This is a genomic window from Pararoseomonas baculiformis (assembly GCF_017813395.1).
Lineage (GTDB): Bacteria > Pseudomonadota > Alphaproteobacteria > Acetobacterales > Acetobacteraceae > Roseomonas > Roseomonas baculiformis.
In genome coordinates this window covers 80323-104733 of sequence record NZ_JAGIZB010000012.1, presented here as the reverse complement: position 1 = coordinate 104733, position 24411 = coordinate 80323, and the positions used below count along the sequence as shown (strand labels likewise).

The window sequence follows — 24411 nt, the reverse complement described above, 5'->3', positions numbered from 1 at the left end:
ACAGGTCTTTGAGCGGAAACCGAACCTGCCCCAAGATGACCCGCCCAGCCCCGACAAGGGGCGAGCCGCGCATCTTAAGGGAGGAACGAAGTTGGTCCAGCACCCGATACCCGCCGTTTTCATGCGGGGCGGCACCAGCAAGGCGATCATGCTCCACGCCCGCGACCTGCCCGCGGACCGGGAAGCCTGGGCGCCGATCTTTGCCGCGGCCATGGGTGCGCCGGATCCCTACGGGCGGCAGCTGGACGGCATGGGAGGCGGCGTCTCCTCGCTTTCCAAGGTCTGCGTGCTTGCCCCCTCCGCGCGGGAGGATGCGGATGTGGACTATACCTTCGCGCAGGTGATGATCCGCGAGGCGCGCGTGGACTACCGGCAGAACTGCGGCAACATGAGCTCCGCCGTCGGTCCCTTTGCGCTGGACGAGGGCCTCGTGGCGGCCTCGGCCGATACCGCCACGGTCCGTATCTTCAACACGAACACAGGAAAGATCATCCACGGCACCTTCCCGGTGGAGGAAGGCCGGGCCCGCTACGATGGGGATCTGTCGATCCCGGGTGTTGGCGGCGCCGGTGCGCCGATCCGCCTGGACTTCCTGGCACCCGGTGGCGCCACGACCGGCCGGCTACTGCCGAGCGGCGCGGTGCTGGACCGGCTGGAGGTGCCCGGTTTCGGCATGATCGAGGCATCGCTGGTGGATGCTGCCAATGCCGCTGTGTTCGTCCGGGCGCGCGACGTGGGCCTGACCGGGACGGAACTACCCGACATGCTGGAATCCCGGCCCGAGGTGTTGGCCCGACTTGAGGCCATCCGCCGAGCCGCCTCTGTCCGCATGGGCATTGCCCTGGATGCGGAGGCGGCCGGGAAGGTGACAAGCGTGCCCTTTGTCGCTGTCGTGGCACCGCCCACCGATGCGCCGAGCCTGTCCGGCCAGAATGTCCGTGCCGCCGAAGTGGACCTCGTTGCCCGCGTCATCTCCAATGGACAACCACACCGGGCCCTTCCGCTGACGATCTCCCTCTGCACCGCCGTCGCCGCACGGATCGCGGGCACGGTGGTCGCCGAGGCGCTCTCTCCCTCCGCTGGCAATGGCGAATTGCGGCTGGGAATGCCCTCCGGCGTGCTGACCGTCGGCGCGGAGGTCGCACGGGAGGGCGGAGACTGGGTCGCCCGCGCTGGCTCGTTCTACCGCACGGCGCGGCGGCTGTTCGAGGGGCGCGTGCTGGTCCCCGGCAGCGCTTTCGCATGAAGGCGGTCCGCATCGCGCGCTATGGCGGCCCGGATGTCCTCCTGCACGAGGACATCCCCGTGCCGGAGCCAGCCCCGGACGAGGCGCTGGTGCGCCTTCGCCATTCCGGCATCAACTTCATGGATGTCCACACCCGGCAGGGAAAATATGAGGGTTCCCGCACCTATCCCGTCCGCCTTCCAACCACCCTCGGCATCGAGGGGGCGGGCGAGGTGGTCGCGCTCGGCCAGGATGTCCGGGATCTGCGGGTGGGGGATCGCGTCGCTTACTGCCTCCATTGGGGCAGCTACGCCGACTATGCCACCGTCCCGGCCTGGAAGCTCGCCCCGGTGCCGGACGCGCTGCCGCTCGACCAGGGAGCGGCCGCCATGTTCCACGGGCTGACGGCGCATTATCTCGCTCATGATCTCGGCCGCGCCGGGCCGGGCGTGAGCTGGCTGGTCCACGCGGCCTCCGGCGGGATCGGACAGCTTCTGGTGCAGATGGGCGCGCAGCTCGGGGTTACGGTCTACGCCACGACCTCCACGCCGGCGAAAGCGGCCGTCGCGCGCGCACGCGGCGCCACGGAAGCCGTGCCCTATGAGGGCTTCGCCGAGGCCGTGCGCGAGATGACGAGCGGTCGTGGGGTGGACGTGGTGTTCGATCCGGTCGGCCGGCCTACCCTGCGGGAGAGCCTTCGCGTTGCACGGCGGCAGGGGCTGGTGGTCAACTTCGGCGCCGTTGGCGGCGCGGTGCGCGACCTTGACCCGATCGAGCTGGGAGAGGCCGGGTCGCTCTTCCTGACACGCCCGCGGCTGGCGGACCACCTGCCGGATGCCACCACGGTCCGTCGCCGCGCAGCGGATGTCTTCAGGGCACTACTGGACGGGACACTGAGCATCGAAATCGCCAGCCGCCACACGATGGAAGATGTCGCGGTGGCACACGAGGAATTGGAGTCACGCCGGGCCGTGGGGAAGCTGATCCTCGACCTGCACTGAGCTTCGAAAACAACCAACCTTCAACGAAAACCAAAAGAGGGAACGACCGAAGTGACGACACGCCGCAACCTGCTGCTCACGGCGCTCGCCGCGCCGTCGATCGCGCGCGCCCAGGGCACCGCGCACTTTCCCAACCGCCCGATCCGCATCATCCTGCCCTACGGACCTGGTGGCCAGTCCGATACCGTCGCCCGCCTGATCGCGCCTCATATGGGAGCGGTGCTGGGGCAGTCGGTCGTGGTGGAGAACCGGACGGGCGCGGGCGGCTCCATCGGCGCCGGGATCGTCGCCGCCGCCCCGGCAGATGGTCACACCCTGCTCTTCGACGCGCCATCCTTCCTCATTGTTCCGTTCGCCGTGAAGAACCTGCCCTTCGACTATGAGAAGCACTTCACTCCGCTCGGGATGGCGGTGTCGCAGCCCTACATCCTCGGCGTCACAGCATCCTTCCCGGCGCAGGACATCGCGAGCTTCGTTGCGCACGGGCGAACCGGAAAGACGATTGGCTTCGGCACCCCGGGCGTCGGGAGCATCGGGCACCTGGCCGGCGCCATGCTCGGCAGCCGCGCCGGAATCCTGATGGAACATGTAGCCTATCGCGGTGGCGCGGATGCTGCGCGAGACCTCGCTGCCGGGAACCTGGAAGCCGCGATCATCACGCCCAATTCGCTCGATGCAATCGTGCAGTCAGGCCGCGCCCGTGCCCTGGGGCAGACAAGCGAGCGCCCGAGCCCCCTGCTGCCAGGCATCCCGACGATTGCCTCGGCCGGCTTCCCCGGCTTCGACCTGACGAGTTGGAACGCGGCCTTTGCCCGCAGCGGTACACCGGAGCCGATCCTCGATGCCCTGGAGCGCGCCTTCCGGGCCGCCGTGGATAACCGGGAGGTGCAGGACGCCTTCCGCCGCATGGGCGGCGAGCCAGGCACGGAGAGTCGTGCCGCCTTCGGCGAGCGGCTCGCGCGGGAGCGCGCCGTGGTCCGGAATATCGTCGAGAGTACGGGGATTGCCTTCTGATGGCGCTGGCGCCTCTCTCCATCCAGATCGCGGAATTCGTCGCCGCGATCTCCCTCGATCGGCTGCCCGACAGCACCGTGCGTGCCGTAAAGCGCCTCGTCCTGGACACATTGGGCTGCGCGCTGGGCGCGGCGGGGGCGGAGCCGGTGCGGATGCTGGAAGCGATCCTGCCCCCGCCCGGTACGCGCAGCGCGCGCTGCATCGGCAGCGGGCGGCACACGACCGCGGAGGGGGCGGCCGGTGTGAACGGCGCCCTGGTGCGCTACCTCGACTTCATGGACGTGTACTGGTCCCGGGACATTTGCCACCCTTCGGAGAACATTCCCGTCGCGCTGGCCTGTGTAGAGGAGGCGGGCGGAACCGGCCGCGCGCTGATCGAGGCGATCGTTGCCGGCTACGAAGTGCAGATCCGGCTCTGCGATGCCTTCTCCTTCCAGGACCGCGGGTTCCACCACGTCAGCGCCGCCGGCTTCGTCGTGCCCTTCGTCGCCGGCAAGGCCTGGGGACAGGCGCCCGCCATGATGGCGCATGGAAGCGTGCTGGGCGGTAGCCGCCACCTGACCCTTGGCGTCCTGTCCTACGGTAAGCTGAGCATGGCGAAAGCGATCGGCTACCCCGCCAATGCGGCGGAGGCGATCACGGCGGCCCGGCTGGCCGGCGCTGGCTTTACCGGCCCGCTGGCTGCCTATGAATGGCTTTTTGGCAGGACAGCAGGGCGAGAGGAGGATCCAGGCGCCCTCGCGCTCGATTTCGATAGCTGGCGGCTGGAAAAGGTCAGTCTCAAGCAGTTCCCGGTGCAGTACGCCCTCCAGGCACCCGTGGCAGCGGCGATCCGGCTCCACGGTGAGCTTCGCGACCGCCTCGACGAGGTGGCGGCAATCCGTGCGCGGGTCCGGCCGGAAACCCTCGCCCGCGCGGCGGATCCCGAAAAGTTCCGGCCCACGGACCGCGAAACCGCCGATCACAGCCTGCCTTCCTGCATTGCCATGGCACTGTGCGATGGGATGCTGACGGAGCATCAGTTCGAGGCCGCGCGCTTCCGGGATCCGGACGTGATGCGGCTCACCGCCCTGGTCGAGCCCGTGGGCGACGCGGAATTCGAGCGTCGCTTTCCCCATGGCCGTCCCGGTGCGGTGGAGGTGGTATTGCGGAACGGCGGCCGGTTGGAGGCCGCGGAGGAGGTGCCCTTGGGGGACCGCGATCGCCCGATGGAGGACGCCGCCGTCCGGGCCAAGTTCCTCTCGCTAGCCGAGCCGGTCATAGGTGCCGACCGGGCAGCCCGGATCATGGCCCTCGTGGAGGAGTTGGAGTCGCTGCCCTGCCTCGACCAACTGCTTGACCTCTGCGCGGCACCTTCAACCTGCCTTCCTGAAGGCGAAAAGGCTGAATGATCAGAGCGGGATGAGGGCAGTGGAATGATGGGAGCTGCCCCGGGCTGCCTGTGATCGGCAGCTGAGGCGCCCCCATGGCAGGCTCCCCCGGTGCTACAGCTTTGTCAGCCAGCGCTTGGCAATGCGGCAGGCGACCGTGAAGGCGGGGTTGAAGACATTGCCCACATCATACCGGACGACTTGGCCCATCAGATGGCTGGCGGCCCGCGCGTCCAGCCCATAATCCTCGCCAAGCCACCGCGACATCTCGGTCGTGGCATGCTGCAGCGCCTGATCGAGCGGCCGGGCATTGCCGATGGTGAAGATGTCGTCGGCCGTCTCGCCGCGCGGCCAGGAGATCGTGCGCTTCAGGACACGGAACGTCACCTCCATCTCGAAGGAGGTTTCGATGCCCGTGCCGACGATCTCACCATCGCCCTGACAGGCATGGCCGTCACCAAGATAGAAGAGCGCCCCCGGCACGGAAACCGGGAACCAGGCCGTCGTCCCCGGCGCAAACAGGCGGTAGTCCATATTGCCGCCGTTCTGGGCGCTGGTTGCGGTGGAAAGCGCCTGCCCGCCTGCCGGCGCGACCCCGAAGCAGCCTATCATGGGTTGCAGCGGAGGAGAGAAATCCTCAAGTCCTCTCACCGGCTCCCTCAGCCGCACCGTCCCTGCCTCGCCATCGATCTCCCATACATGACGCTCCGACGACGGCCTGTCTTTGATCGCGGCTGGTTCGAGCACGGTGAGGGCAAGGGGCGAATAGGTCCATCCGGTTGCCCGGCTAGGGGTCAGCCGGTCGATATGGACGGCCAGCGTGTCTCCGGGTTCGGCCCCTTCGATATAAAAAGGTCCTGTCATCGGGTTCGGCCGGCTTCCGACGGCAATCTCACGGGCATCAAGGCCGGACGCGTCGATCGTGTCAGTCACCACCGTATCCCCGTCGGCGACCCGAAGGCACGGTTCTGCGGCGCCGATCACGCTGAAATAGCGGGTCGGGCGAAAGCGATGCGTGGCCATCGGGCTCCTCGTGAGGTCTCTTCGGTGCAGGCCATGGCGTGTGAGCAGGTGGCGCTACAGCTGCGCCGGGAACGCTAGGAACCGGTTGTGGGCCGGTCAACACCGCCTGCGGGATATGGGCTTTGCTGCCTGTCCGTCGTCGGATGCTTTGGGACAGGTGAGGATCTGACCTGACAGCGCTGGGCCGACATGCGCAGCTTGGCCGCCTCATTGCACCCTGGTGAATTCAGCCGAGTGGGCTTCCATCTTTACGAGCGGTTCCGTCCTGAGGTCCCGGCCGACGTTCGGGGCTGGGGAGCCAAGGGAGAGCCGAACCTCCACGAGGTGCGGGAGGCTGCCCGGAGATGAGCGGCGAAGGGAGCAACCGGTGACCGACGAAGGCGTGGATTTCACTGCCACACAGCAGGCCGCCGACAATGGCAGCCCCGGAGCGACGGCCGCCTTCCCGTATGACCGCATGACAGTGGAGCGCTTCCGGGAGGCCTTCCCTCGGGCACGCTGGCGCGACGACCTGCGGGCTTGGTTCGTGCCAGGCACCCGGGCCGAACGCCGCCTGACGGCATGGATGAGCCGGGAGTGGTCGGGCGTGCTGGCCTATGCCGACCAGCGCGGCCGCGACGCCTTTGCCTTCGAGCCGATCACGAGCCCCTACCTGGAGGTCGCCGATGACTTCGTGGTCCGCACGCCGTATTCCCGGACCGCCATTGCCGAGCTGCGCCAGGTGCCCTGGGCCCGATGGGACCCGGCGCTGAAGGCCTGGCGCGTGCCATTCCGATCCTTCGAGGAGCTGCGCAGGCGCTGGCCTGCGATCGAGACGGCGGCCCGCCTGGCTGAGCCTGGGGAGCGACGGAAACGTGAGGAGAGCCGCAAGGCCTCGCCTGAGCATGGGGAGAGGCAAGCTGAAGCTGCCGAGCGCCGTCGGAGACGCTACCCCGTGCCGGAGGATGCCCTGCCACCGGTCGGCCGCGTTCTGATGACCCATGTGGGATGCGTCCTGTTCGAAGAGATCACAGGCGAACTTGTCGAGCCCGCGGTCGCCGCGGCTTTCTACCCCGCTGTCACCAGCGGGCCCGCTGCGCTGGTCTGGGCAGCGTGGCGCAGGCCCAGTCATGCCGAGTTGGTTCAGGCCTGGCCCGCACGGGTGCCGCCCGGCCCAGCCGAGCAGGCGCGCGGCTGGTGGCAGCCGACGATCGAGACATTGCGAGAGGAACGTCGCAGGGCGGCATCGCTGGAACGTGCGCGGGAGACGCGTCGGGCCAAGCGCGTTGCGCCACCATCCTCCGAGCAGGAAAGCTAACTTGTTACGACGATGGCTTCGCTTCCGTAGGCGGTAAATTCTTGCCGACGGTGGAGCGCCGCTCCGGGTGGCGAAGCGACCAAAGCTGACGTTGAGATCGGTCCATGACGCTGGTGCGGGGGACGCGATGGGAGATAGGGATGAGCCGCCTGGAGGCGGTACCGGCCTGGTACCCGACCTGTTCAGCCCGATCAGGTTTGCCCCGCCTGCAGCACCATTCGGTCGCGGGCACCCCAGGTGTTCAGGCCTGGGTGGCACCTTCAGCGGTGGTCGGATCGATCATCCGTTCGACCTTGCTGATCTTGTTCGCCGGGAAGCCGCCGCGCTGAGCGTGGTCGCGGATCATCTCCTCGTTTGGCGCAACGTAAATGCAGTAGATCTTGTCGCCCGTGACATAGCTTTCGACCCACTGGATCTCGGGGCCCATCTGGCGGATCACGTCGCACGACGTCCGCGAGGCGCTTTCCAGGTCCTGCGCCGAGGCTTGGCCAACACCTGGCATGTCGCGCTCTATGACGAACTTGGGCATCTTCGGTCCTCCGGCGCTTGCGTGAAGTACCCGTCGGCTCTTGCCACGGTATGCGCCATATGAGCATCGATACAAACCTAATCTGCACCTACGCTGGCCAGCATCCCTCCCACGGCCGACCTGCATACGGATGCAAGGCCCCGATAGGCTCAAGGAATGCGCCCCTACGGGAGGAACTCTGTCAGTGCGTGGTTTTCGGATACTCCGCTGCCCGGGCCACCTTTGCCTCTTTCGATCCGCTAAAAGTGAGTAAGAGACGCACGGACCCATGCCGTGCCAACCTGCTCACCTATCCCGGCCCAAAGCCACACATTCCAGGTTACGGCGAGGCGCAGCAGGTCCTTCCCTCATCGGCGGCCATCTCTGTTGCAGGGGGACTGTCTCTGGTAGATGAAAGTGGCGTTGTTCGAGAAGGTGGGAGTTGCCAGGGTTGACAAGGTCTGAGATTGAGCGCGTGCAGGCCTACCTCCGTCGGCTGCTGGGGACGGAGCGCATCAGCATCGTAGCCCCGAAGCAGGCGGGAATGAGCGTCGAGGTCGAGGCCGGGGGCGAGGTGATCGGCACGCTCCACCGCGATGCCGAGGACGGCGAAGTGTCCTACGCCGTGCACCTCACCATTCTTGAGGAAGACCTACCCCCAGCCGCCCAACCCGCGCCGGCGCTGATTTCCGCCACATCCAAGCGAAAGCGCTGACGGTCCCGGTTACGCCGGCACCGTTACAGCGTCCGCTACGGAACTGAACCCCGCCGTGGTGCAGCAGAGGATGCTGGGGAGCGCCGCTTGCAGGGAGCAGGCCTCCTCTGTCCGGATCCGGGAAGCCTTGGCACGGCTACGACAGGCTACATGTCTGAGGGTGCCATCTTCTTTAGGGTACGGAGGTTTCGACGACGCTGTGACCGATGGCTACGGGTTTTGGCCCGTCGGGGGCAGCCGCTTTAATCTGGGCCGGCATTTGGTGCCGATGTAGGCTTCAGGCATACGACCATTCTCATCCAGGGAGTTCATATGGCCTCGGAATTTCAAGGTCGGCGTATCCTCGTGGTCGAGGATGAGCCGCTGGTCACCTTCCTGCTGGAAGACGTGCTGATGATCGCGGGTGCGCAGGCTGTCGTGCAGGCCGCGAGGGTTCCGGAGGCCCTGTCGGCCATCACGAAAGCCATGTCCGAGGGCGGAATCGACGCCGCCGTGATCGACTATACGCTCGCCGATGGCCGTTCGGCCCTCCCGGTCGCGGATCGCCTCGCCGCGCTGGGTGTGCCTTTCGTTTTCGCGACCGGCCTCGAAGCATCAGCAGTGAACAAGGGGCAGCACGTGGACGCGCCCGTTATCACCAAGCCCTATGACCCCGACGAGGTCGTGTCCTGCCTCGCCGGACTGGTGGGCAGGATTTCGGCGGGCTAGTGCGGTTGAGGGCAACTCGGCCAGCAACTCTCTCGGTCGGCGCTGAACTCTAGCTCTGACGCAGTTCCTCTGAAATTGGCTGCTGGCCTGCTGTGGCAGTCAGCAGAGGGTGGGGTGGGCCAGGCTGTCTGGGACTGGCCTCGCCTCGTTGGTGCCCCCCATGGAGCGGCGGCACTCGCGGACCGGGCCCGACACAAGCCAGCTGGAGAGACTGGGGTACCACCCGGCCTGGAGCGCAGGCGCATCGTCGCCCTGCTGCCCGACAAAGAGACGGCGACCCCCGAGGCGTAGCTCCATCAGCATCCCGTGATAGAAAGGCTTGCACCAGCGGGCGCGCCCTGCCTAGGATCATGCACGATGCAGGATACACGGGCCGTAACGCGGGTCGGTCTGGCTGAACAAGTCCGGACCCGACTCCAGGAACGCATCATGGATCAGGAGCTTGCGCCGGGTGCCCGGCTGAACATCGACGCCCTGGCCAGAGAGATGTCGGTCAGCAGCACGCCGCTGCGGGAGGCGCTGGCCGGGCTCTGCGCCCGCGGCCTCGTCCGGAACGAGGCCTTTCTGGGCTTTACTGTGGCGCCCATGCCGGACCAGGCGTTCCTGCGAGACCTGTATGAGACGCGGCTGCGGCTGGAGCCCTGGTTGGCCGGCCAGGCCGCCGCTCGGATGACGCCCGAAGCGATCACCCGCCTGCGGGACAGCCTGGCCGACATGGGCGCTCATGTGCGCAGCGGTCCCTGGCAGACCCATCGCACCCATGCCGCGGCGGACGAAGCCTTCCACGCCACCATCGCGGAGGCGTCGGGCAACCAGCCGGCCCGGCAGGCCCTCGCCGCCCTCAACGCCCAGGTCCATGCCTCGCGCCTCTACATGACCGCCCAGAGGGGGGCGGAAGAGACGACACGGGAGCACGAGGCCATCCTGGGCGCCCTTCTGCGCCGCGATGCCGCCGCCGCCGAGGCTGCCATGATCCATCACCTCACGGCATCGCGGGAGCGCTTGGCCCCATGAAGGACTGGACCGGCAACGCGGCCCGGATCGCACGCATCATCCTGCATCCCGTGCTGCACGTGATGGGGGAGGCGGGCGCCTATGGCATGGCGCGCGGCCTGGTCGCGGCACGCGGCGCCACCGTCGTGGAGGTCGAGACCAATACCGGGATCAGCGGCTTCGGGGAGGCCTGGGGCCCGCCGGGCTTTGCCGCTGCCTATCTCGATTTCGTCCTGGCGGATTGGCGCGGCGCGCGCCTTGTGGACCATGGCGCGCTGTTCCACCGACTGCTGGCGCGCAACTACCACTTCGGCGTCCAGAACGGGCTGATGGCGCTACTCTCCGGCATTGACATGGCCGTGCATGACGCGCTGGGGAAGGAGCATGGGCTGCCGGTGCATGCCCTCATCGGCGGCCGCGCGCGGGACAGCGTGCCGGTCTATGGCTCGGGAGGGTACTTCACCGCCGATCCCGCGCTCGGCCTGGAGGCGCAGCTGCCGCGCTTCCGCGACTTCGCGGCCTGCAAGATCAAGATCGGCCGGGGCATCGCCGATGACGTCGCGCGCGTGCGGCTGACGCGCGAGGTGCTGGGGCCGGACATGCGGATCGCCGTGGATGCGAATGGCAACTACGGCCTCGACCAGGTGCTGGCGAGCATGCGCGCCATCGCGCCCTTCGGCATCGACTGGTACGAGGAGCCGCTGCCTCCGGCGGATGAGGAAGGCTACCGGGCGCTGATGGCGCGGCGCGAGATCCCGGTGGCGACGGGCGAGGCGCTCTACACGGCCTTCGCCTTCGACCGGCTGCTGGCGCCGCGGGCCATCGACATTGCACAGCCCGACCTGGCGCTGTGCGGGGGGCTTTCTCAGGGGCGGCTCATCGGCCAGCTCTGCACGCTCCGGCATGCGCGCCTCTCGCCGCATGTCTGGGGCACGGGCCTTGGCCTGGCGGCGGCCGTGCATCTCGTCGCGGCCCAGCCGCCCTATCCCGCCGTGGCGGAAAGCGAAGTGGACCCGCCCTGGGTGGAATACGACATCGCCGAGAACCCGCTGCAGGACGAGCTGCTGCGGGAGCCCCTCCGCCCCAACGGTGGCGTCATCGCGGTGCCGGAGGCGCCCGGGCTGGGCGTGGAGCCCGACCGGGCCGCGCTCGAGCGCTTCCGGCCGAGGTGAGCGCCCCGGGATGAGCGCCACCGCTGCCCCGCTGCTGCAGGCCGAGGGTCTCTCCGTCGCCTTCCAGGGCGCGAAGGGCTGGATGACGGCGGTGGAGGACATCTCCTTCGCGCTCGCCCAGGGCGAGACCCTCGCCCTGGTCGGCGAGAGCGGCAGCGGCAAGTCGGTCACGGCCATGGCGGTGGCACGTCTCCATGCCGGCGCGGCGGGCACGCGCGCCACTGGCCGGCTGCGCTGGCGCGGCGCCGGCGGCGATGCGGCCGATCTCCTCCTCCTCCAGGGTGAGGCGCTCCGCCGCGTGCGTGGGCGGGAGATCGCCGTGGTCTTCCAGGATCCCGGCAGCGCGCTGGATCCGCTCTTCACGATTGGCGACCAAATCGCGGAGACGCTGCGCCATCTACGCGGCCTGGGGCGGCGCGAAGCGGCTGGGAAAGCCGTCGCGCTGCTTGGCCTCGTCGGTATTCCCGATCCGGCGCGGCGCGCGGGGGAGTATCCGCATCAGCTCTCGGGCGGGATGCGCCAGCGGGCCGTGATCGCCCTGGCCCTGGCCGGCGAGCCGCGCCTGCTGATCGCCGACGAGCCGACCACCGCCCTGGACGTCACGATCCAGGCGCAGATCGTGGATCTGCTGCGCGACCTCCAGGAACGGGAGGGCATGGCGATGATCTTCGTCAGCCACGATCTCGGGCTGGTCGCCGGCCTCGCGCATCGCATCTGCGTCCTCTATGCCGGCCAGGTGGTGGAGGAGGGCCCGGCGGCCGAGGTCCTCGCCACGCCACGCCATCCCTATACCCGCGCCCTGCTGGACTGCATTCCCTCGCTGGAGGGTGAGCCGCCGCGCGGCATTCCCGGGCTGATGCCCAACCCCCTTGCCCCGCCGCCGCATTGCCGCTTCGCCGACCGCTGCGCCATGGCCGTGGCGGCCTGCCGCGAAGCCCCGGTGCCGCTGCTCGACGCCGCCCCGGGCCGGCGCAGCCGCTGCATCCGATGGGAGGAGGTGGCGTGAGCGCGCCGCTGGTCGAGGGCCGGGACCTGGTGATGGAGTTCGGCGGGCCCAGCCTCGTCGCGCCCCGCCGCCGCCCCGTGCGCGCCGTGGCCGGGGTGGACATCTCGGTCCGGCGTGGCGAGGCGCTGGGGCTGGTGGGGGAGAGCGGCAGCGGCAAGTCCACCATCGGCCGCATGCTGCTGCGCCTCGCCCGCCCGACGGCTGGGCAGGTGCTGTTCGACGGGCAGGAGATCACGGGGGCCGACCGCGCCACGTTGCGCCCACTGCGGCGCCGCATGCAGATGGTCTTCCAGGATCCTTTCGGCAGCCTCAACCCGCGCATGGGCATCGGCCAGGCTGTGGCCGAGGGGATCAGCCTCCACCGGCTGGCCTCCGGCCAGGCCGCGCGGGACCGCGCCGCTTCCCTGCTGGAACGCGTGGGCCTCTCCCCCGGCCTGTATGGAAGGCGGCCCGCTGCGCTCTCGGGCGGGCAGCGCCAGCGCGTGGCCATCGCGCGCGCCCTGGCGGTGGACCCGGACTTCATCGTGGCCGATGAGCCGGTCTCTGCGCTCGATGTCTCGGTCGGGGCCGAGATCCTCAACCTCCTGCGGGAGTTGCGGCGCGAGAGGCAGCTCGCCCTGCTCTTCGTCTCTCACGATCTCGGCGCCGTCCGCACGCTCTGCGACCGCGTGGCGGTGCTCTATCTCGGGCGGGTGATGGAGGAGGGAGAGGCGGCCGAGGTGCTGCGGGCACCGCGCCATCCCTATACCCGGGCGCTGCTCTCCGCCTCGCCGGGACGCCCGGGGGAGGCTCGCGGCCCACGGATCATCCTGCGCGGCGAAATCCCCAGCCCGGCGGCCCCGCCCTCCGGCTGCGTCTTCCGCACCCGCTGCCCCTACGCCCTTCCCGCCTGCGCCGAGACCGTGCCGGCGCTGCGCCCGCTGGACCCCACCCGGCGCGCCGCCTGCATCCGGGACGACATCCTGGCCATGGAGACGGCGGCATGAGCGCCGGGCGGATCCTGGTGGTGGGCGGGCGCGGCTTCATCGGTAGCCGGCTGCTGCGCCTCGCGCTCTCGCAGGGCCGGGCTGTCGCCTCCTTCGGTCCCGGGGATAACGAATGCGGGGACGGTGTGGCGCGCTTCGACGGCGTCGCGGAAGAGGGCGGGCGGCTGGCCGCGGCTCTGCGGGCCTTCGCTCCGGACGCCGTGATCTGGGCCGCCGGCCACAACCCTTCGGGTGAGGGCCTTGCGCGCACCGCCCTCGCGGACCCGGGCGCGGCGGTGGGCGTGAATGCGGGTGGCTTCACGTCCGTGCTGGCCGCCTGCAGCGCGACGGGCGTGCGGCGCGTGGTGCAATGCGGCTCCACCGTCGTCTACGGCCCCCCCGAGCTCTACGAGGCGGTTCGCGTCGACGAGACGGCCGCCCCCTCGCCGCGCACCGCCTACGGGCTTTCAAAGCACATGGCCGAGCTGGCAGCGGACTGGGGGATGTATGCGCTCGGCCTGTCCGTCACCACGCTGCGCCTGCCGCTCGTGCTCGGGCCAGGCCGCTGGTATGTCGGCGCGGCCACGCTCTATGCCCGCCTGCTCCGCGCAGCGGCCCATCATGTCCCGATCGAGACGGTAGCCCCCGCCGCGCCCTTTGATGCGCTCCACGGCGATGATGCGGCGGAGGCGCTGCTGCTTCTTGCCGGCATGCCGGATGCGCCGCGACGCCTGAACATGGCCGGACTGACCCTGACCTATGCCGCCCTGGCCGAAGCCCTCGGCAGGCTGCGGCCGGAGGTGCGGATCACCCTGCGGCCGGAAGCCCTGCCGCAGGACCTGCCGCTGGTCGATGACGCGCGGCTTCGCGCGCTTGGATGGGCGCCTCGGCGTGGGCTGGAGGCCATTCTGTCGGAGACGCTGTGCGAGATGATGGAGGAGAAGGCATGACCTGTGAGGAGCGCCTGGCCGCACTGGGCCTCACCCTGCCGCCCTTGCCCAAGCCGGCCTTCGATTATGTGCCGGCGGTGGTGGAGCGGGGCCTTGTCTGGGTGAGCGGGCAACTTCCGCGCGATGCCGAGGGAAACCTGCCCGTGCTCGGGCGGCTGGGGGCGGAAGTCGATGTGGAGGAGGGGCGGCGCGCCGCGGCGCTCTGCGCCTTGCAGGGCCTGGCGGCCCTGCGCTCCGTCGCCGGCTCGCTGGATGCCGTCGCGCGGGTGGTGAAGCTCACGGGTTTCGTCGCCTCCGCCACGGGTTTCGCCGAGCAGCCCCGCGTGATCGATGCCGCCTCCAACCTGATGGGGCAGGTCTTCGGCGAGGCGGGGCGCCATGCCCGGAGTGCCGTTGGCGTGGCCATGCTGCCGCGCAACGTGCCGGTCGAGATCGAATTCGTCTTCGCCCTCCGCGACGGGGGCTGAGACACCGGGAGAACGCCGCTCGCCGTCCATGCAGCCTACGCTCACAGAAAGGGATGAATAGCGATGTCAGACCTGCGTATCGACCGCCGCTCCGCCCTGCTGGCCGGAGTAGGCCTGATGGGGGCCGGCCTGTTGCCGCCTGGCCTGGGCACCGCCTGGGCCCAGGGCGCCCCGCCCGGCGGGAACGATCTCTACGGGCCCGATGATCCGCAGGCGCGGCGGGGCGGCACGCTCACTGTCGCCATCGCGAACGAGCCGCCGAATCTCGATCCCTTCCATCAGGCCGGCGATGCGCGCACCGCCATCACGGTGCTGATGTATCAGGGGCTGATGTACGAGCATGCCTCCGGCCAGGCGAAGCCGCTGCTGGCGGAGTCCATGGCGATCTCGGAGGACGGCCTCACCTACACCTTCGCGCTGCGCCGCGGCGTGCGCTTCCACAACGGCCAGCCGATGACCTCGGCCGATGTCAAATACAGCTACGACTATGTGCGCGACCCCGCGAATGGCAGCCCCGGCGCCGCCGATTTCGGCGCGATCCGCACGATCGACACGCCGGACGACCATACGGTCGTCATTCGGCTGGCCGAGCCCAATGCCTCCCTGCCGATGACCCTGACGAACCGCTTCGGCTGCGTCGTGCCGCGCGACACCTTCGCGAACCCGCAGGCGCGCACCCGGCTCTCGCAGCAATCGGTGGGCACCGGGCCCTTCATGCTGCAGGAATTCCGCCCGCAGAGTCACATCCGCATGGCGCGCTTCCCGAACTACTGGGTGCAGGGTCAGCCCTATCTCGACGGCATCCTGTTCAGCGTGCAGCCGAATGCCGCCAGCGTGCTCGTGGCACTGCGCGGCCGCCGCGTGGATCTCGCACTGCTGGCCCGCCCGCAGGATGCGGAACAGCTACAGGGCCAGCCCGGGCTGTCCATCACCTCGGCGCCATCGCTCCGCCAGTGCTCGCTGGACCTGGATTGCAACCACGCGCAGCTGAAGGATGTGCGCGTGCGCCAGGCCATTGCCCTGTCCATCGACAAGCGGGCGGTGATGCAGGCGGCCATCAGCGGCAAGGGGCAGGTGCTCGGCACCATTCCCGCCGCCATGCAGGAGAGCTGGGGCGCGCCGCTGGAGAGCCTCCCATACCAGAAGACCGATCCGGCCCGGGCCAAGGCGTTGCTGGCCGAGGCCGGGCTTGGGGACGGCTTCGCGCTGGATCTTGTCAGCATCATCGGCTTCGAATGGATGGATCCCGCAGCCGTCACCATCGCGCAGCAGCTCTCGGCGGCGGGTATCCGGCTGAACATCCAGCGCGTGGAACTGGGGGTCTGGCTCAACGCCTTCCGCACGCGCAACATGCGTTTCACCTTCAACGACTGGGGCACCCAGCCGGATCCGCACATCCTGTACTACCGCCACTTCCACAGCACCCCGCGCGGCGCGGACTTCCGCAACTGGAACAACGCGGAGGCGGACCGGTTCATGGATGCGGGCATGGCAAGCGCCGACCCCGCCGCCCGGAAGCAGGCCTATCTCGGTCTCCAGCGCGTGATGGACGAAACCGTGCCGACCATCATGCTGTACTCGCCGGACCTGGTGACCGTCTCGCAGCAGCGGGTGCGCAACTACGTCCAGCATCCGACCGGCTGGTGGTTCGGCCTGGCGAAGACCTGGATCGCGACCTGACGGAACATGGTCGAGGCCCTCCTCCGCAGGATCGGCGCCACGCTTGCCACCGCCGTGCTCGCGACGGGCGTGGTGTTCCTGCTGATCCGCGCCGTGCCCGGCGACGCGATCGGCGAGATGCTCGGGCAAAGCGCGGGCGATCCCGCGGCGGAGGCGGCGCTGCGAGCCTTCTTCGGATTGGACCGGCCTGTCTGGTCCCAGTATCTGAGCTGGGCGGGGGATGTGCTGCAGGGTGATCTCGGCACCTCCATGCGCCAGGGCCTGCCAGTGTGGGGCATCGTGACGGATGCCTTCCTCGTCACCTTGCAGATCGGCCTCGTGACGCTCCTCGTCGCTATCCTGGTGGGCGTTCCTCTGGGCCTGGCGGCCGGGTCGCGCCCCGGCGGGGCGATGGACATGCTGGTGGAGGGCTTCACCCTGGTCAGCCTTTCCGCGCCCGTCTTCTGGACGGGAATGGTCCTCCTCATCCTTGCCGATGCCTGGCTCGGCTGGGCGCCGCCCCTGGTCTACACGTCGCCGGAGATATCCTTGTCGGACAACCTGGAGAGCATCCTGCTCCCGGTGCTCGCACTTGGGCTGCTCCAGGCCGGGGCCTATGCGCAGTTCACCCGGCAGCAGACGGCGGCGCTGCTCCGGCAGGATTTCGTGCGCGCGGCCACGGCGCGCGGCCTGCCCGCGCGGGTGATCTTCGGCCGGCACGTGCTTCGCAACATCGCCATCCCGCTCGTGACCTATGCCGGGCTGATCCTGGTGCAGATCCTGGGCGGGGTGGTGGTGGTCGAAACGCTCTTCGCCATTCCCGGCCTGGGCCGCACCCTGCTCGCGGCCATTCAGGGGCGCGACTATCCCGTCCTGCAGGGCGCCCTGCTCCTGACTGTCGGCGTCGCCTTGATGGTCAATCTCCTGGTCGATCTAGCCTATGCGCTGATCGATCCGCGCGTGCGGGGAGCATGATGCGGCGCGGCCGGATCGAATGGCTGCTGGGCGGCGGGCTGGTGGTGCTTTTCCTCGCCATCAGCATTGCGCCGGGCCTCTTCGCGGGCTCGCCCGATGCGGTGGCGGTCACGCGGCGGCTGGAGGCCCCTTCGGCCGAATTCTGGTTCGGCACGGATGAGACCGGGCGTGATGTCTATGCTCGCGTCGTGCATGGCGCGGGCAGTACGCTGGGTGTCGTGGCGACCGCCATTGCGCTGGCCGGTGTGCTGGGTGGCAGCCTTGGCGCGCTGGCGGGCTTCGCCGGGCGGTTGCCGGACCTAGCCCTGTCGCGTTCCGCCGATGCGCTCCTTGCCTTCCCGCCCATCATCCTCGGCGTGGTGCTGGCCAGCACCCTCGGTACTGGGGCCGGCAACCTGATCCTGGCGCTCGCGATCATCTACGCGCCGGTCTTCTTCCGCGTGGCACGGGCCGCGGCCCTGATGGAAACCGGGCGGGCCTATGTCGAGGCGGCGCGCACGCTTGGCCATGGCGAATGGGCGGTGCTGACCCGGCATGTCGCACGCAATGTGGCACCGTCAGTGGTATTGCAATGCGTTATCCTCTTTCCGCTCGCGCTTCAGATCCAGGCGGCGCTCGGCTTTCTGGGACTTGGCGTTCCCCCGCCCAGCCCGGATTGGGGAGCCAGCCTGCAGGAGAGCCGCAACTACCTGACCGTCGCGCCCTGGCTTGCCATCTTCCCGGGCCTTGCCCTGCTACTGGCGGCGATGGCCACCTCCCTGCTGGGCAGGGCGCTGCAGACGGCCGGGCGGTGAGTTCCAAGCTCGTGAGCGGAGCCCCTTCCTCCCTCGCAACGGGGTCACCCCCCTGCCAGGTCCATGAGCAGCGCCGCCAGCCGGTGCGCGCCGAGTTGGGCCAGGGTCTCGGCGCTCAGTGCGCAAGGCCGCGCCGCCCGAGCGGGGGCCTGCCTGGAGCTCGCCGGGGATTTCGGGAGACGTGCCATCTCAGGTGGCCCGATCCTGATGCTCAGCGGGCGCTCCCGCCATCCATTCCCTTAGCTTCGACCACCGCCTGCGCGTGTTCCTGTTCCTGACTGCGATGGCGAGCGCGCGCCGCTGCCCCACGAGCACGACCAGCCGCTTGCCCCGGGTCACGCCCGTGTAGAGGAGGTTCCTCGCCAGCATGGTGTAGTGCTGGGTGGTGAGAGGGATGACGACGGCCGGGTACTCGGACCCCTGTGCCTTGTGGATCGTCGTCGCGTAGGCCAGCACCAGCTCGTCCAGCTCCCCGAAGCCGTAGACGACCTCCCTCCCCTCGAACCGGACGGTGAGCTCCCCCTCCTCCATGTCGATGCCCGAGATCACGCCGAGGTCGCCATTGTAAACCTCCCGGTCATAGTCATTGGCCACCTGCATGACCTTGTCGCCCGGGCAGAAGGTCCAGCCGAAGCGCTCCACCCGCAGCTCGCCCGGCGGGTTCAGGGCTGAACCACCCCGGATTTGCCGGAGGCTGATTGGTTTGGGCTACGCTACCAGGGCAGACTTCTCCAGCGCGGCGTAGTAGCGCCTCCGCTTCGGCCGGTGGCATGTTGCCGAGCGGCTCGAGGAGGCGTCGGTTGTTGAACCATTCCACCCACCCGAGGGTGGTGTATTCGACTGTGCCAGGGACTGCCCCGGGCCACGGCGCGGGATCACCTCGGTCTTGAACAGCCCGATAACGGTCTCGGCGAGGGTATTGTCGTAGCTGGCACCGAGGCTGCCGACCGAGGGCTCGATCCCGGCCTCAAGCAGCCTTTCCGTGCACCGGATGCTGACGTATTGCCCGCCCCAATCGCTATGATGGGTCACGCCGCCCTTCGCCGGGCGGCGGTCATGCAGCGCTTGTTCCAGGGCATCGAGAACAAAGCCCGCATGAACCGAACGCGAGACCCGCCTGCCGAAAATGCGGCGGGCGAAGACGTCGATGACAAAGGCGGCATACACAGAGCCCTGTGAGGTGGCCACGCAGGTGAATTCAGACACCCACAGCATGTCCGGAGGCGACCTCCGGAAGTGCCGGTTCATCTTGTCCGACGAACAGGGCGTAGCCTTGTCGGTGATCATGGACCCAACCTTCCTGCCGCGGGCGACACCGTGCAGCCGCATCAGCCGTTCTACCTTGCAGCGAGCAACCGAGATGCCCTCGCGGCCGAGCTGCCGCCACACCTCGCGGGTCCCGTAGACCCCAAAGTTGGCGGCATGCACTCATCGGATCCCCTCCATGAGCACCAGGTCCCGCCGGGCGCGCGGCAAGGCCTTAGCCAGATCATCACGCCGGGCAACATGGACGTGGTAGGCCAGTGGGTCGATCGGCAGCACCCTGCAGATCGGCTCGACACCGTAGACCCCGCGGTGATCGTCGATGAAGGCGATCATGGCGTCCTGCGGCGGGCGAGCTTCACCACCGCAAAATTGGCCGAGGCCTTGCGCAGGATCTCATTAGCTTGGCGTAGCAGCTAGCGGACCTACCGCTCCAGAGCCTCGATCCGCTCCCCCTCCGCACTCGTCGGGCCCGGCCGCAGGCGCTAGTCGCGCTCCGCCTGTCTCAAGCAGCCGCGCAGCGTCTCCGTCGTGCAGCCGATCCTGGAGGCGATCGAGCCAATCGCCGCCCACTGCGAGGCGTGGTCGCCTCCATGGTCCAGCGCCATCCGGACCGCCCGCTGCCGGACCTCAGGCAAATACCGGTTCGAGGTCTTCTTCGTTATGGCTCCATCCTCTCAAGAGTTAGAGCCTCCAGGGAACCCGGGGCGGTTCACCGCGGCGAAGTCCAGCCTACGGAGATCGAAACGCTCCTGCCCTGGTAGCCCGAGCCGGACGCACAGGACGCCGCGTGAGCCGTCGGGCACGCATCCCGGCCCTGACCCTCGACGAACTCGAGGCCTGGCTCACCGCCCAGCCCGACATCACCCGTCGAAACTGGACCGTCTCCTCCATCAACGTCTTCGCGACAGCCCTCGCGGTCGGCCCCGAGCGGGTGCCCACCGACGACTAGCTTCGCATAATCTTCAAGCCCGACCTCCCGACAACCCCGATGGGCCTCGGTGCAGTCTCGGCCGTCCTCGACCATTCCAACGCTGTCCGGCAGGGACTACGGTTCGATGGCGGCCGGCACTGGCGCCCTCTCCTCCGCCAGGAGGACAGCGCCGTCATCACCCAGTCCTGGGCGGCGGGCTTCATGTTCGCATTCAAGCGCTTGCCCGCCCCCTAGCAGCCTGTCGGGTTTGGTTTAGCTGCCAGCGAGATAGTTAGGTGGTGGATCAGGTGGCCAGCCGCAGGCGGTGCAGCCTGCGGCAGTTGTAGGCCAGCGCGATCCGGTTCCACTCGGCTGTTACTTTGGCGAGGCCGCGGAGGTGGAAGCGGGTGAAGCCGAGGGCGGATTTGATGATGCCGAAGACGGGTTCGACGGTCTGCTTGCGGTGGGCGTAGCGGGCTTTGGCACCGGGGGTGTCGAGCCTGGCCTGCATGGCGAGGCGCCAGAGCTCGGTGATGCGGCGGGGAGCCTTGCGCTCGGCTCGGCAGACCGATGCCTTGTTCCATACCGAGGACAGTTGAGGCGAAGCTCGGCGCGTCGGCGGGGGTGGCGACGACGCCGGTGGCGATGATCAGCTGCGACCCCTCGGCGCAGACCACGGCCTGGGCGTTGTAGGCCTGGCGGTACTCGTGAGCGTCGGAGCGGCGCATCAGCGCGCTGTCGGGGTCGGCGAGGTTGGACTGCCGCTCGGGTGGCGGATCGTCCTCGGGCGGCTTGGGGGGGCGACCGCGCGGGCGGTCCTTCTTCGCCTCGTAGGCGGCATGCTTGGCCTCGTATTCGGGCCGGGCCGGCCTCGGCGCGGGCCTGTTCCTCAAGCCAGGCGCAGGCGGCATCGAGCTTGGCCTTCATTGCCTCGCGCCTTGCGATTTCGGCGGGCAGCGCCTGCCGGTTGGGATGCGCCTCGGCGCGGGCAGCCAGCGCGGCGATGTCGGCGGCAAGCCTGGCGCGCAGTTCGTTGGCCCGGTCGTAGCGCACTGAGCGGATCTTGGACGCGTTGGCGTCGAGCTTTGTGCCGTCGATCGCCACCATCCCGAGCCGCAGCAAGCCGCTCTCACGTGCCAGCAGCAGCACCTGTAGGAAGGCCGCCTCGAACGCCGCGCGGTTGGCCTGGCGGAAGGTCGCGATGGTTCGTGGTCCGGATGCAGGTTCGCCGCCACGTAGCGCACGCCGCGCCTTGCCGCCCGGGATCGGGCGGACGGCGAGGGCGCCAAGCGGCACCCGATCCACCCCCACCACCACAAAGTGCGCCAGGTCGTCCGCCGGCAGCCAGTCCTTTCGGTCAGGTGGCAGCAGGAACGCCTGATCACGGCCGAACGAAACGAACTGCGTCATGCTGAACGGATTTGCCGATCTCAGGCCCATTGTGAAGCCGACAGGCTGCTAGCGCCCGATCTTCGAGATGGCCACCACGTCACGTTCATACTGCCGATCATCATCCTCAAGGCCGAAGAGGAGGTTAAGCAGCTCACCGCCAGCCGTCCCGACGCCCGCGCCCACATGGCGCGGGCCCACCACCTCCCCAAGGCCTTCTGCGCCATCCGCGACTACCGCCAGGCCCGCCGCCCCAACTCGGCCTGACCTGCGCCGCCAGCACGCCACCGCACTAGTGGGGCGCAGACAACGGTTACGCCGATGCCGGCGGTCGGAATGGGCCACTTCTTCCCATGGGTGCTGAAGGAATGGGCAAGCTTCCGGACGCGCATCGGCTGCACCCCTAGATCGCCCGGGTGATAGGCATCGCGGCCTTCCCGCAGGACATTGGACAAGAACGAGCCTTAGAGCCGTTCCGGGGAGTTCTGGTTCAGCCTGAAGAGGTTGCGGCGAGGCGGCGGAGCATGAGGCGGATCATAGCCAGGCGGATGAAGGCGGCAGCTTTGCGTGCGTGACGCTCATAGTCGCGGGCCAGCCTGCGGCAGCGGCTGATCCAGGCGAGCGTTCTCTCCACGGTCCAGCGCTTCGGCAGAACGACGAAGCGATGCTGGTCACAGCGGCGGACGATCTCGAGGGTCCAGTTGCCGGTTTCTGGCGACGGTGGCCGCCATCCTTGGGCCCTGGTAGCCCGCATCGGCCACCAGGTGCTTGATGAAGGGGAACCGGCGCCGGGCCTGGCGCAGCACGGCTTCGGCACCCTCCCTGTCCTGCACATTGGCCAGATGGATGACAACGCTCAGCAGAAGGCCGAGCGTATCGACGAGCACATGTCGCATGCGCCTGAGCACCTTCTTGCCAGCGTCGTAGCCGGACGGATCAAGCGTTGCGCGCCCTTTTGAGCTCCCTTTGCGCTCTGGGCATCGATGATGGCCAGCGTCGGGCAGGCCTCGCGCCCCGCCTGCTCGCGCACCTCAACATAGAGGGCGTGGTGAATGCGCTCGAGCGTGCTGTCCCAGTCCCGGCGGTCTAGGTAGTTCCAAACCGTGCTTCGGGGTGGCAGGTCCTTCGGCAGCGCCGTCCACTGACAGCCAGTCGAGAGGATATAGAAGATGGCGTTCAGCACCTCCCGCACATCCACCATCCGGGGACGCCCACCGCGCTTGGCGGGACGGATCAGCGGTGCGACCAGCCCCCATTCGGCGTCGGTCAGGTCACTAGGATAGCCCAGGCTAGGCCGGTCATAGGTACGGCGGTGTTCCGGCTCCCACATGCGACACCCTCCATCCAGGTACCGAGGACCGGATCACAGCCGACCCAACAGATTCAACTTCTTTCCGGAAGGGCTCTTAGATTGCGGCAGCCGCATAGGAGGGGTCCCTTCAACCCTCAATGAGCCTGTTGGTTGTGTCACCTCCGCTTGCGGCCGGAGAGAGCATTCAGCGCGGCCGAAATCCGCCACGAAGAAGATGGCCACGTCGGTCGAGCAGTTCCTTCAATCGTGCGATCTGATTATCCAAAGTTTCTAGCTGCCATCTGGGCGGCCTTAGAGCGGCGGCTTCAGCGCTGGCAGCTTTGGAAGCTTCGAGGTCACCAAGCCCAAAGTAGCCCTCGGCCTTCGTCGCAAGCAGCCAGAACTCCTGCTCCCTGGCCCGTGCCTGGTGGCCTGTATTGATGTCACCCTGCCGCTCGGGCACCTGCTTGCGTGCCCGAAGGGCATCAAGTTCTCGCTCACACAGTACCAGGACCTCACGCCGAATGCGATTTGCCCAGACGAGATCAGCCAAGCGCTCGTTGTCGTCCACGTCGGGCGCCACGTCTGCGTGCAGTGTAAGAAGGTAGGCGAGATTGATGCCATTGTAACTGTCGTCGCGGAGGTAAAAGCCGCGTCCATAGTAGCGGATCGCACGTTCGAGGTGATCCGTCCCACGGCCCTGATCAAACAGCCGCTTTTCGATCGCGCCCGCAAGCCCCATCGTCTCGGGGTCGTTCGATACCTCAGGCTGTAATGGCTGGAGAAGATGCAAGGCTTCGTCAAGCGCTGCCGCTTCGTTTGGCTGCTTGGCCTTGTATGTCGCGAGCACCAGCCGTTGTTGAATATATGGATCGTGCAGAAGTGCTGCCCCCGCCTCCCCAGCAGCGGAACCACAGAACTGAAGGGCAGCAGCGAACATGGCCTTCGCCGCGGCGAAGTCGCTTCGCGCCAAAGCACCCTCGCCCTGCGCTACGAGCGCCGCCAGCGTCTGGTCTCCAGGTCCAGGCGCTGAAGCCCGCCTGGAGCTTTCAGCCGCATGGGAAACGGCATCGGCCGCCTTCTGCATGGCCTCCTCTACCTGTTTTCGCAACTCGGGCGGCCTCAGCTCCTTCAGGAATGTATAGATGGGACTATCGACCCTTGGATCGTTCAGCACGGCATCCAGTGTCTTGCTCAGCTCGTCACGGAAACGCAGCACCTCGTCGTAATCGATGGCATCCCCCAGGTGCGTGTAGCTGGCAATTCGGACATGGTTCAGGTCAAAGGGATAGGGAAGCTTGTTCTCGGAGATCACGATGGTTGTCTGCGGCCGAAGCGCGTGGCGAATGCCGAGCTCGTAAAGGGCATTCGGATTGGAGGTGGACAAGTCGGCAATCACCACGTCGGCGCTGAGAAGCCACTCGTACATGGGAACGTCTATGGCACCGGAGTGGCGGATCTCGTCCGCCCGCACACATTCGAGACCTTTTGCCTCGACCGCCGGCTTGATCATAGTCTTGTAGGACTTATTGAGGTCCAGCTTGCGTCCGGTGGCGAGGTCGGTTTTCACACCGAAACCCATCACGACGAAGCAGCGCTTCCGCCCGCCTGGACGAGCAACATCAAGCCGGTCCTCTGACATACATCCTCCCATGCCGGCTGCCCGCATCGCACAGGGCGCACAAAAGGACAGCAAGCCTGCAGCATCATTCC

At 68.2% G+C, this 24411-nt stretch carries 22 protein-coding genes, 4 pseudogenes and 1 other annotated feature; of the genes and pseudogenes, 19 read left to right on the top strand and 7 right to left on the bottom strand.

Annotated features, from left to right (window positions below):
• Nucleotides 1-91: 91 nt before the first annotated feature.
• From J8J14_RS13960 to J8J14_RS13945, 4 genes are read left to right on the top strand one after another with little or no spacing between them, the layout of a single operon-like run.
• Nucleotides 92-1246 carry a 2-methylaconitate cis-trans isomerase PrpF family protein gene (locus tag J8J14_RS13960; protein ID WP_245215768.1) on the top strand — a complete coding sequence of 385 codons (1155 nt, stop codon included), beginning with the start codon at nt 92-94 and terminating at the stop codon, nt 1244-1246.
• On the top strand, nt 1243-2226 hold the full coding sequence (locus J8J14_RS13955) for a quinone oxidoreductase family protein (protein WP_209380136.1): 984 nt from the start codon (nt 1243-1245) through the stop codon (nt 2224-2226). The genes J8J14_RS13960 and J8J14_RS13955 overlap by 4 nt, the downstream gene beginning before the upstream one ends.
• A 51-nt stretch (nt 2227-2277) precedes the next feature.
• Nucleotides 2278-3240, top strand: coding sequence for a Bug family tripartite tricarboxylate transporter substrate binding protein (locus J8J14_RS13950; RefSeq protein ID WP_209380135.1), 963 nt, complete (start codon nt 2278-2280; stop codon nt 3238-3240).
• On the top strand, nt 3240-4631 hold the full coding sequence (locus J8J14_RS13945) for an MmgE/PrpD family protein (RefSeq protein ID WP_209380134.1): 1392 nt from the start codon (nt 3240-3242) through the stop codon (nt 4629-4631). Before J8J14_RS13950 ends, J8J14_RS13945 begins: the two co-directional genes overlap by 1 nt.
• A 93-nt stretch (nt 4632-4724) precedes the next feature.
• On the opposite strand, the gene J8J14_RS13940 is transcribed toward J8J14_RS13945, so the two are convergent.
• Complete coding sequence (locus J8J14_RS13940) at nt 4725-5633, bottom strand: acetamidase/formamidase family protein (protein ID WP_209380133.1); 909 nt, start codon at nt 5631-5633, stop codon at nt 4725-4727.
• Nucleotides 5634-6000: 367 nt separating this feature from the next.
• Here J8J14_RS13940 and J8J14_RS13935 point away from each other — a divergent pair, with 367 nt between their 5' ends.
• Nucleotides 6001-6930, top strand: a complete 930-nt coding sequence (locus J8J14_RS13935) for a hypothetical protein (protein ID WP_209380132.1) — start codon at nt 6001-6003, stop codon at nt 6928-6930.
• Nucleotides 6931-7171: 241 nt separating this feature from the next.
• Here the strand turns inward: J8J14_RS13935 and J8J14_RS13930 are convergent, their stop codons facing one another.
• A complete protein-coding gene (locus tag J8J14_RS13930; protein WP_209380131.1) occupies nt 7172-7459 on the bottom strand; it encodes a DUF4242 domain-containing protein in 288 nt (95 codons plus the stop codon).
• Between the two features lie 454 nt (nt 7460-7913).
• On the opposite strand from J8J14_RS13930, the gene J8J14_RS13925 reads away from it, so the two are divergent.
• The 11 genes from J8J14_RS13925 to J8J14_RS13875 all read left to right on the top strand — a co-directional run bounded on the left by J8J14_RS13925 (nt 7914) and on the right by J8J14_RS13875 (nt 17842).
• A complete protein-coding gene (locus J8J14_RS13925) occupies nt 7914-8153 on the top strand; it encodes a DUF3126 family protein (RefSeq protein WP_342452450.1) in 240 nt (79 codons plus the stop codon).
• 312 nt (nt 8154-8465) lie between these two features.
• Nucleotides 8466-8861, top strand: coding sequence for a response regulator (locus J8J14_RS13920; RefSeq protein WP_209380129.1), 396 nt, complete (start codon nt 8466-8468; stop codon nt 8859-8861).
• 357 nt (nt 8862-9218) lie between these two features.
• Nucleotides 9219-9875 (top strand): GntR family transcriptional regulator, encoded by a 657-nt coding sequence (locus tag J8J14_RS13915; protein ID WP_280842953.1) that lies wholly within the window; start codon nt 9219-9221, stop codon nt 9873-9875.
• Nucleotides 9872-11026 carry a mandelate racemase/muconate lactonizing enzyme family protein gene (locus tag J8J14_RS13910; RefSeq protein ID WP_209380127.1) on the top strand — a complete coding sequence of 385 codons (1155 nt, stop codon included), beginning with the start codon at nt 9872-9874 and terminating at the stop codon, nt 11024-11026. Before J8J14_RS13915 ends, J8J14_RS13910 begins: the two co-directional genes overlap by 4 nt.
• A gap of 10 nt (nt 11027-11036) precedes the next feature.
• Nucleotides 11037-12032, top strand: a complete 996-nt coding sequence (locus J8J14_RS13905) for an ABC transporter ATP-binding protein (protein WP_209380126.1) — start codon at nt 11037-11039, stop codon at nt 12030-12032.
• Nucleotides 12029-13018: an ABC transporter ATP-binding protein gene (locus tag J8J14_RS13900; RefSeq protein ID WP_342452447.1), complete on the top strand. Its 990-nt coding sequence runs from the start codon at nt 12029-12031 to the stop codon at nt 13016-13018. Before J8J14_RS13905 ends, J8J14_RS13900 begins: the two co-directional genes overlap by 4 nt.
• Nucleotides 13015-13947, top strand: a complete 933-nt coding sequence (locus tag J8J14_RS13895; RefSeq protein WP_209380125.1) for an NAD-dependent epimerase/dehydratase family protein — start codon at nt 13015-13017, stop codon at nt 13945-13947. Before J8J14_RS13900 ends, J8J14_RS13895 begins: the two co-directional genes overlap by 4 nt.
• Nucleotides 13944-14414 carry a RidA family protein gene (locus J8J14_RS13890; RefSeq protein ID WP_209380124.1) on the top strand — a complete coding sequence of 157 codons (471 nt, stop codon included), beginning with the start codon at nt 13944-13946 and terminating at the stop codon, nt 14412-14414. Before J8J14_RS13895 ends, J8J14_RS13890 begins: the two co-directional genes overlap by 4 nt.
• Nucleotides 14415-14477: 63 nt before the next feature.
• A complete protein-coding gene (locus tag J8J14_RS13885) occupies nt 14478-16094 on the top strand; it encodes an ABC transporter substrate-binding protein (protein ID WP_245215767.1) in 1617 nt (538 codons plus the stop codon).
• Between the two features lie 6 nt (nt 16095-16100).
• The gene (locus J8J14_RS13880) at nt 16101-17048 is read left to right on the top strand and encodes an ABC transporter permease (protein ID WP_209380123.1); all 948 of its coding nucleotides are present in this window, start codon (nt 16101-16103) and stop codon (nt 17046-17048) included.
• Nucleotides 17045-17842, top strand: coding sequence for an ABC transporter permease (locus J8J14_RS13875; RefSeq protein WP_209380122.1), 798 nt, complete (start codon nt 17045-17047; stop codon nt 17840-17842). The genes J8J14_RS13880 and J8J14_RS13875 overlap by 4 nt, the downstream gene beginning before the upstream one ends.
• A gap of 189 nt (nt 17843-18031) precedes the next feature.
• Here the strand turns inward: J8J14_RS13875 and J8J14_RS13870 are convergent.
• A pseudogene (locus J8J14_RS13870) lies at nt 18032-18511 on the bottom strand (ATP-dependent DNA helicase); the annotation flags it as partial.
• A gap of 39 nt (nt 18512-18550) precedes the next feature.
• Nucleotides 18551-19713: pseudogene (locus J8J14_RS13865) on the bottom strand (IS3 family transposase).
• Nucleotides 19367-19483: a sequence feature (AL1L pseudoknot), on the bottom strand. Its footprint overlaps the pseudogene before it by 117 nt.
• Nucleotides 19714-19895: 182 nt before the next feature.
• Between J8J14_RS13865 and J8J14_RS13860 the strand changes: the two are divergent.
• Nucleotides 19896-20057, top strand: a complete 162-nt coding sequence (locus tag J8J14_RS13860) for a hypothetical protein (protein WP_209380121.1) — start codon at nt 19896-19898, stop codon at nt 20055-20057.
• A gap of 39 nt (nt 20058-20096) precedes the next feature.
• Nucleotides 20097-20273 (top strand): hypothetical protein, encoded by a 177-nt coding sequence (locus tag J8J14_RS13855; protein ID WP_209380120.1) that lies wholly within the window; start codon nt 20097-20099, stop codon nt 20271-20273.
• Nucleotides 20274-20322: 49 nt separating this feature from the next.
• On the opposite strand, the pseudogene J8J14_RS13850 reads toward J8J14_RS13855, so the two are convergent.
• Nucleotides 20323-21428, bottom strand: a pseudogene (locus J8J14_RS13850) (transposase).
• Between J8J14_RS13850 and J8J14_RS13845 the strand changes: the two are divergent.
• Nucleotides 21339-21674: a hypothetical protein gene (locus tag J8J14_RS13845; RefSeq protein ID WP_209380210.1), complete on the top strand. Its 336-nt coding sequence runs from the start codon at nt 21339-21341 to the stop codon at nt 21672-21674. The pseudogene J8J14_RS13850 and the gene J8J14_RS13845 overlap by 90 nt on opposite strands.
• A gap of 223 nt (nt 21675-21897) precedes the next feature.
• Here the strand turns inward: J8J14_RS13845 and J8J14_RS13840 are convergent.
• Both J8J14_RS13840 and J8J14_RS13835 read right to left on the bottom strand, forming a co-directional pair.
• A pseudogene (locus J8J14_RS13840) lies at nt 21898-22737 on the bottom strand (IS5 family transposase).
• 166 nt (nt 22738-22903) lie between these two features.
• Nucleotides 22904-24340, bottom strand: a complete 1437-nt coding sequence (locus J8J14_RS13835; RefSeq protein WP_209380119.1) for a TRAFs-binding domain-containing protein — start codon at nt 24338-24340, stop codon at nt 22904-22906.
• Nucleotides 24341-24411: the final 71 nt, after the last annotated feature.

What these genes read in the sequence shown, in the direction of transcription:
- J8J14_RS13955 (WP_209380136.1), top strand. Translation starts at nt 1,243, where the DNA reads ATGAAGGCGGTCCGCATCGCGCGCTATGGCGGCCCGGATGTCCTCCTG.
- J8J14_RS13945 (WP_209380134.1), top strand. Translation starts at nt 3,240, where the DNA reads ATGGCGCTGGCGCCTCTCTCCATCCAGATCGCGGAATTCGTCGCCGCG.
- J8J14_RS13940 (WP_209380133.1), bottom strand. Translation starts at nt 5,633, where the DNA reads ATGGCCACGCATCGCTTTCGCCCGACCCGCTATTTCAGCGTGATCGGC.
- J8J14_RS13930 (WP_209380131.1), bottom strand. Translation starts at nt 7,459, where the DNA reads ATGCCCAAGTTCGTCATAGAGCGCGACATGCCAGGTGTTGGCCAAGCC.
- J8J14_RS13920 (WP_209380129.1), top strand. Translation starts at nt 8,466, where the DNA reads ATGGCCTCGGAATTTCAAGGTCGGCGTATCCTCGTGGTCGAGGATGAG.
- J8J14_RS13915 (WP_280842953.1), top strand. Translation starts at nt 9,219, where the DNA reads ATGCAGGATACACGGGCCGTAACGCGGGTCGGTCTGGCTGAACAAGTC.
- J8J14_RS13910 (WP_209380127.1), top strand. Translation starts at nt 9,872, where the DNA reads ATGAAGGACTGGACCGGCAACGCGGCCCGGATCGCACGCATCATCCTG.
- J8J14_RS13905 (WP_209380126.1), top strand. Translation starts at nt 11,037, where the DNA reads ATGAGCGCCACCGCTGCCCCGCTGCTGCAGGCCGAGGGTCTCTCCGTC.
- J8J14_RS13895 (WP_209380125.1), top strand. Translation starts at nt 13,015, where the DNA reads ATGAGCGCCGGGCGGATCCTGGTGGTGGGCGGGCGCGGCTTCATCGGT.
- J8J14_RS13890 (WP_209380124.1), top strand. Translation starts at nt 13,944, where the DNA reads ATGACCTGTGAGGAGCGCCTGGCCGCACTGGGCCTCACCCTGCCGCCC.
- J8J14_RS13885 (WP_245215767.1), top strand. Translation starts at nt 14,478, where the DNA reads ATGTCAGACCTGCGTATCGACCGCCGCTCCGCCCTGCTGGCCGGAGTA.
- J8J14_RS13880 (WP_209380123.1), top strand. Translation starts at nt 16,101, where the DNA reads ATGGTCGAGGCCCTCCTCCGCAGGATCGGCGCCACGCTTGCCACCGCC.
- J8J14_RS13875 (WP_209380122.1), top strand. Translation starts at nt 17,045, where the DNA reads ATGATGCGGCGCGGCCGGATCGAATGGCTGCTGGGCGGCGGGCTGGTG.
- J8J14_RS13855 (WP_209380120.1), top strand. Translation starts at nt 20,097, where the DNA reads ATGGGCCTCGGTGCAGTCTCGGCCGTCCTCGACCATTCCAACGCTGTC.
- J8J14_RS13835 (WP_209380119.1), bottom strand. Translation starts at nt 24,340, where the DNA reads ATGTCAGAGGACCGGCTTGATGTTGCTCGTCCAGGCGGGCGGAAGCGC.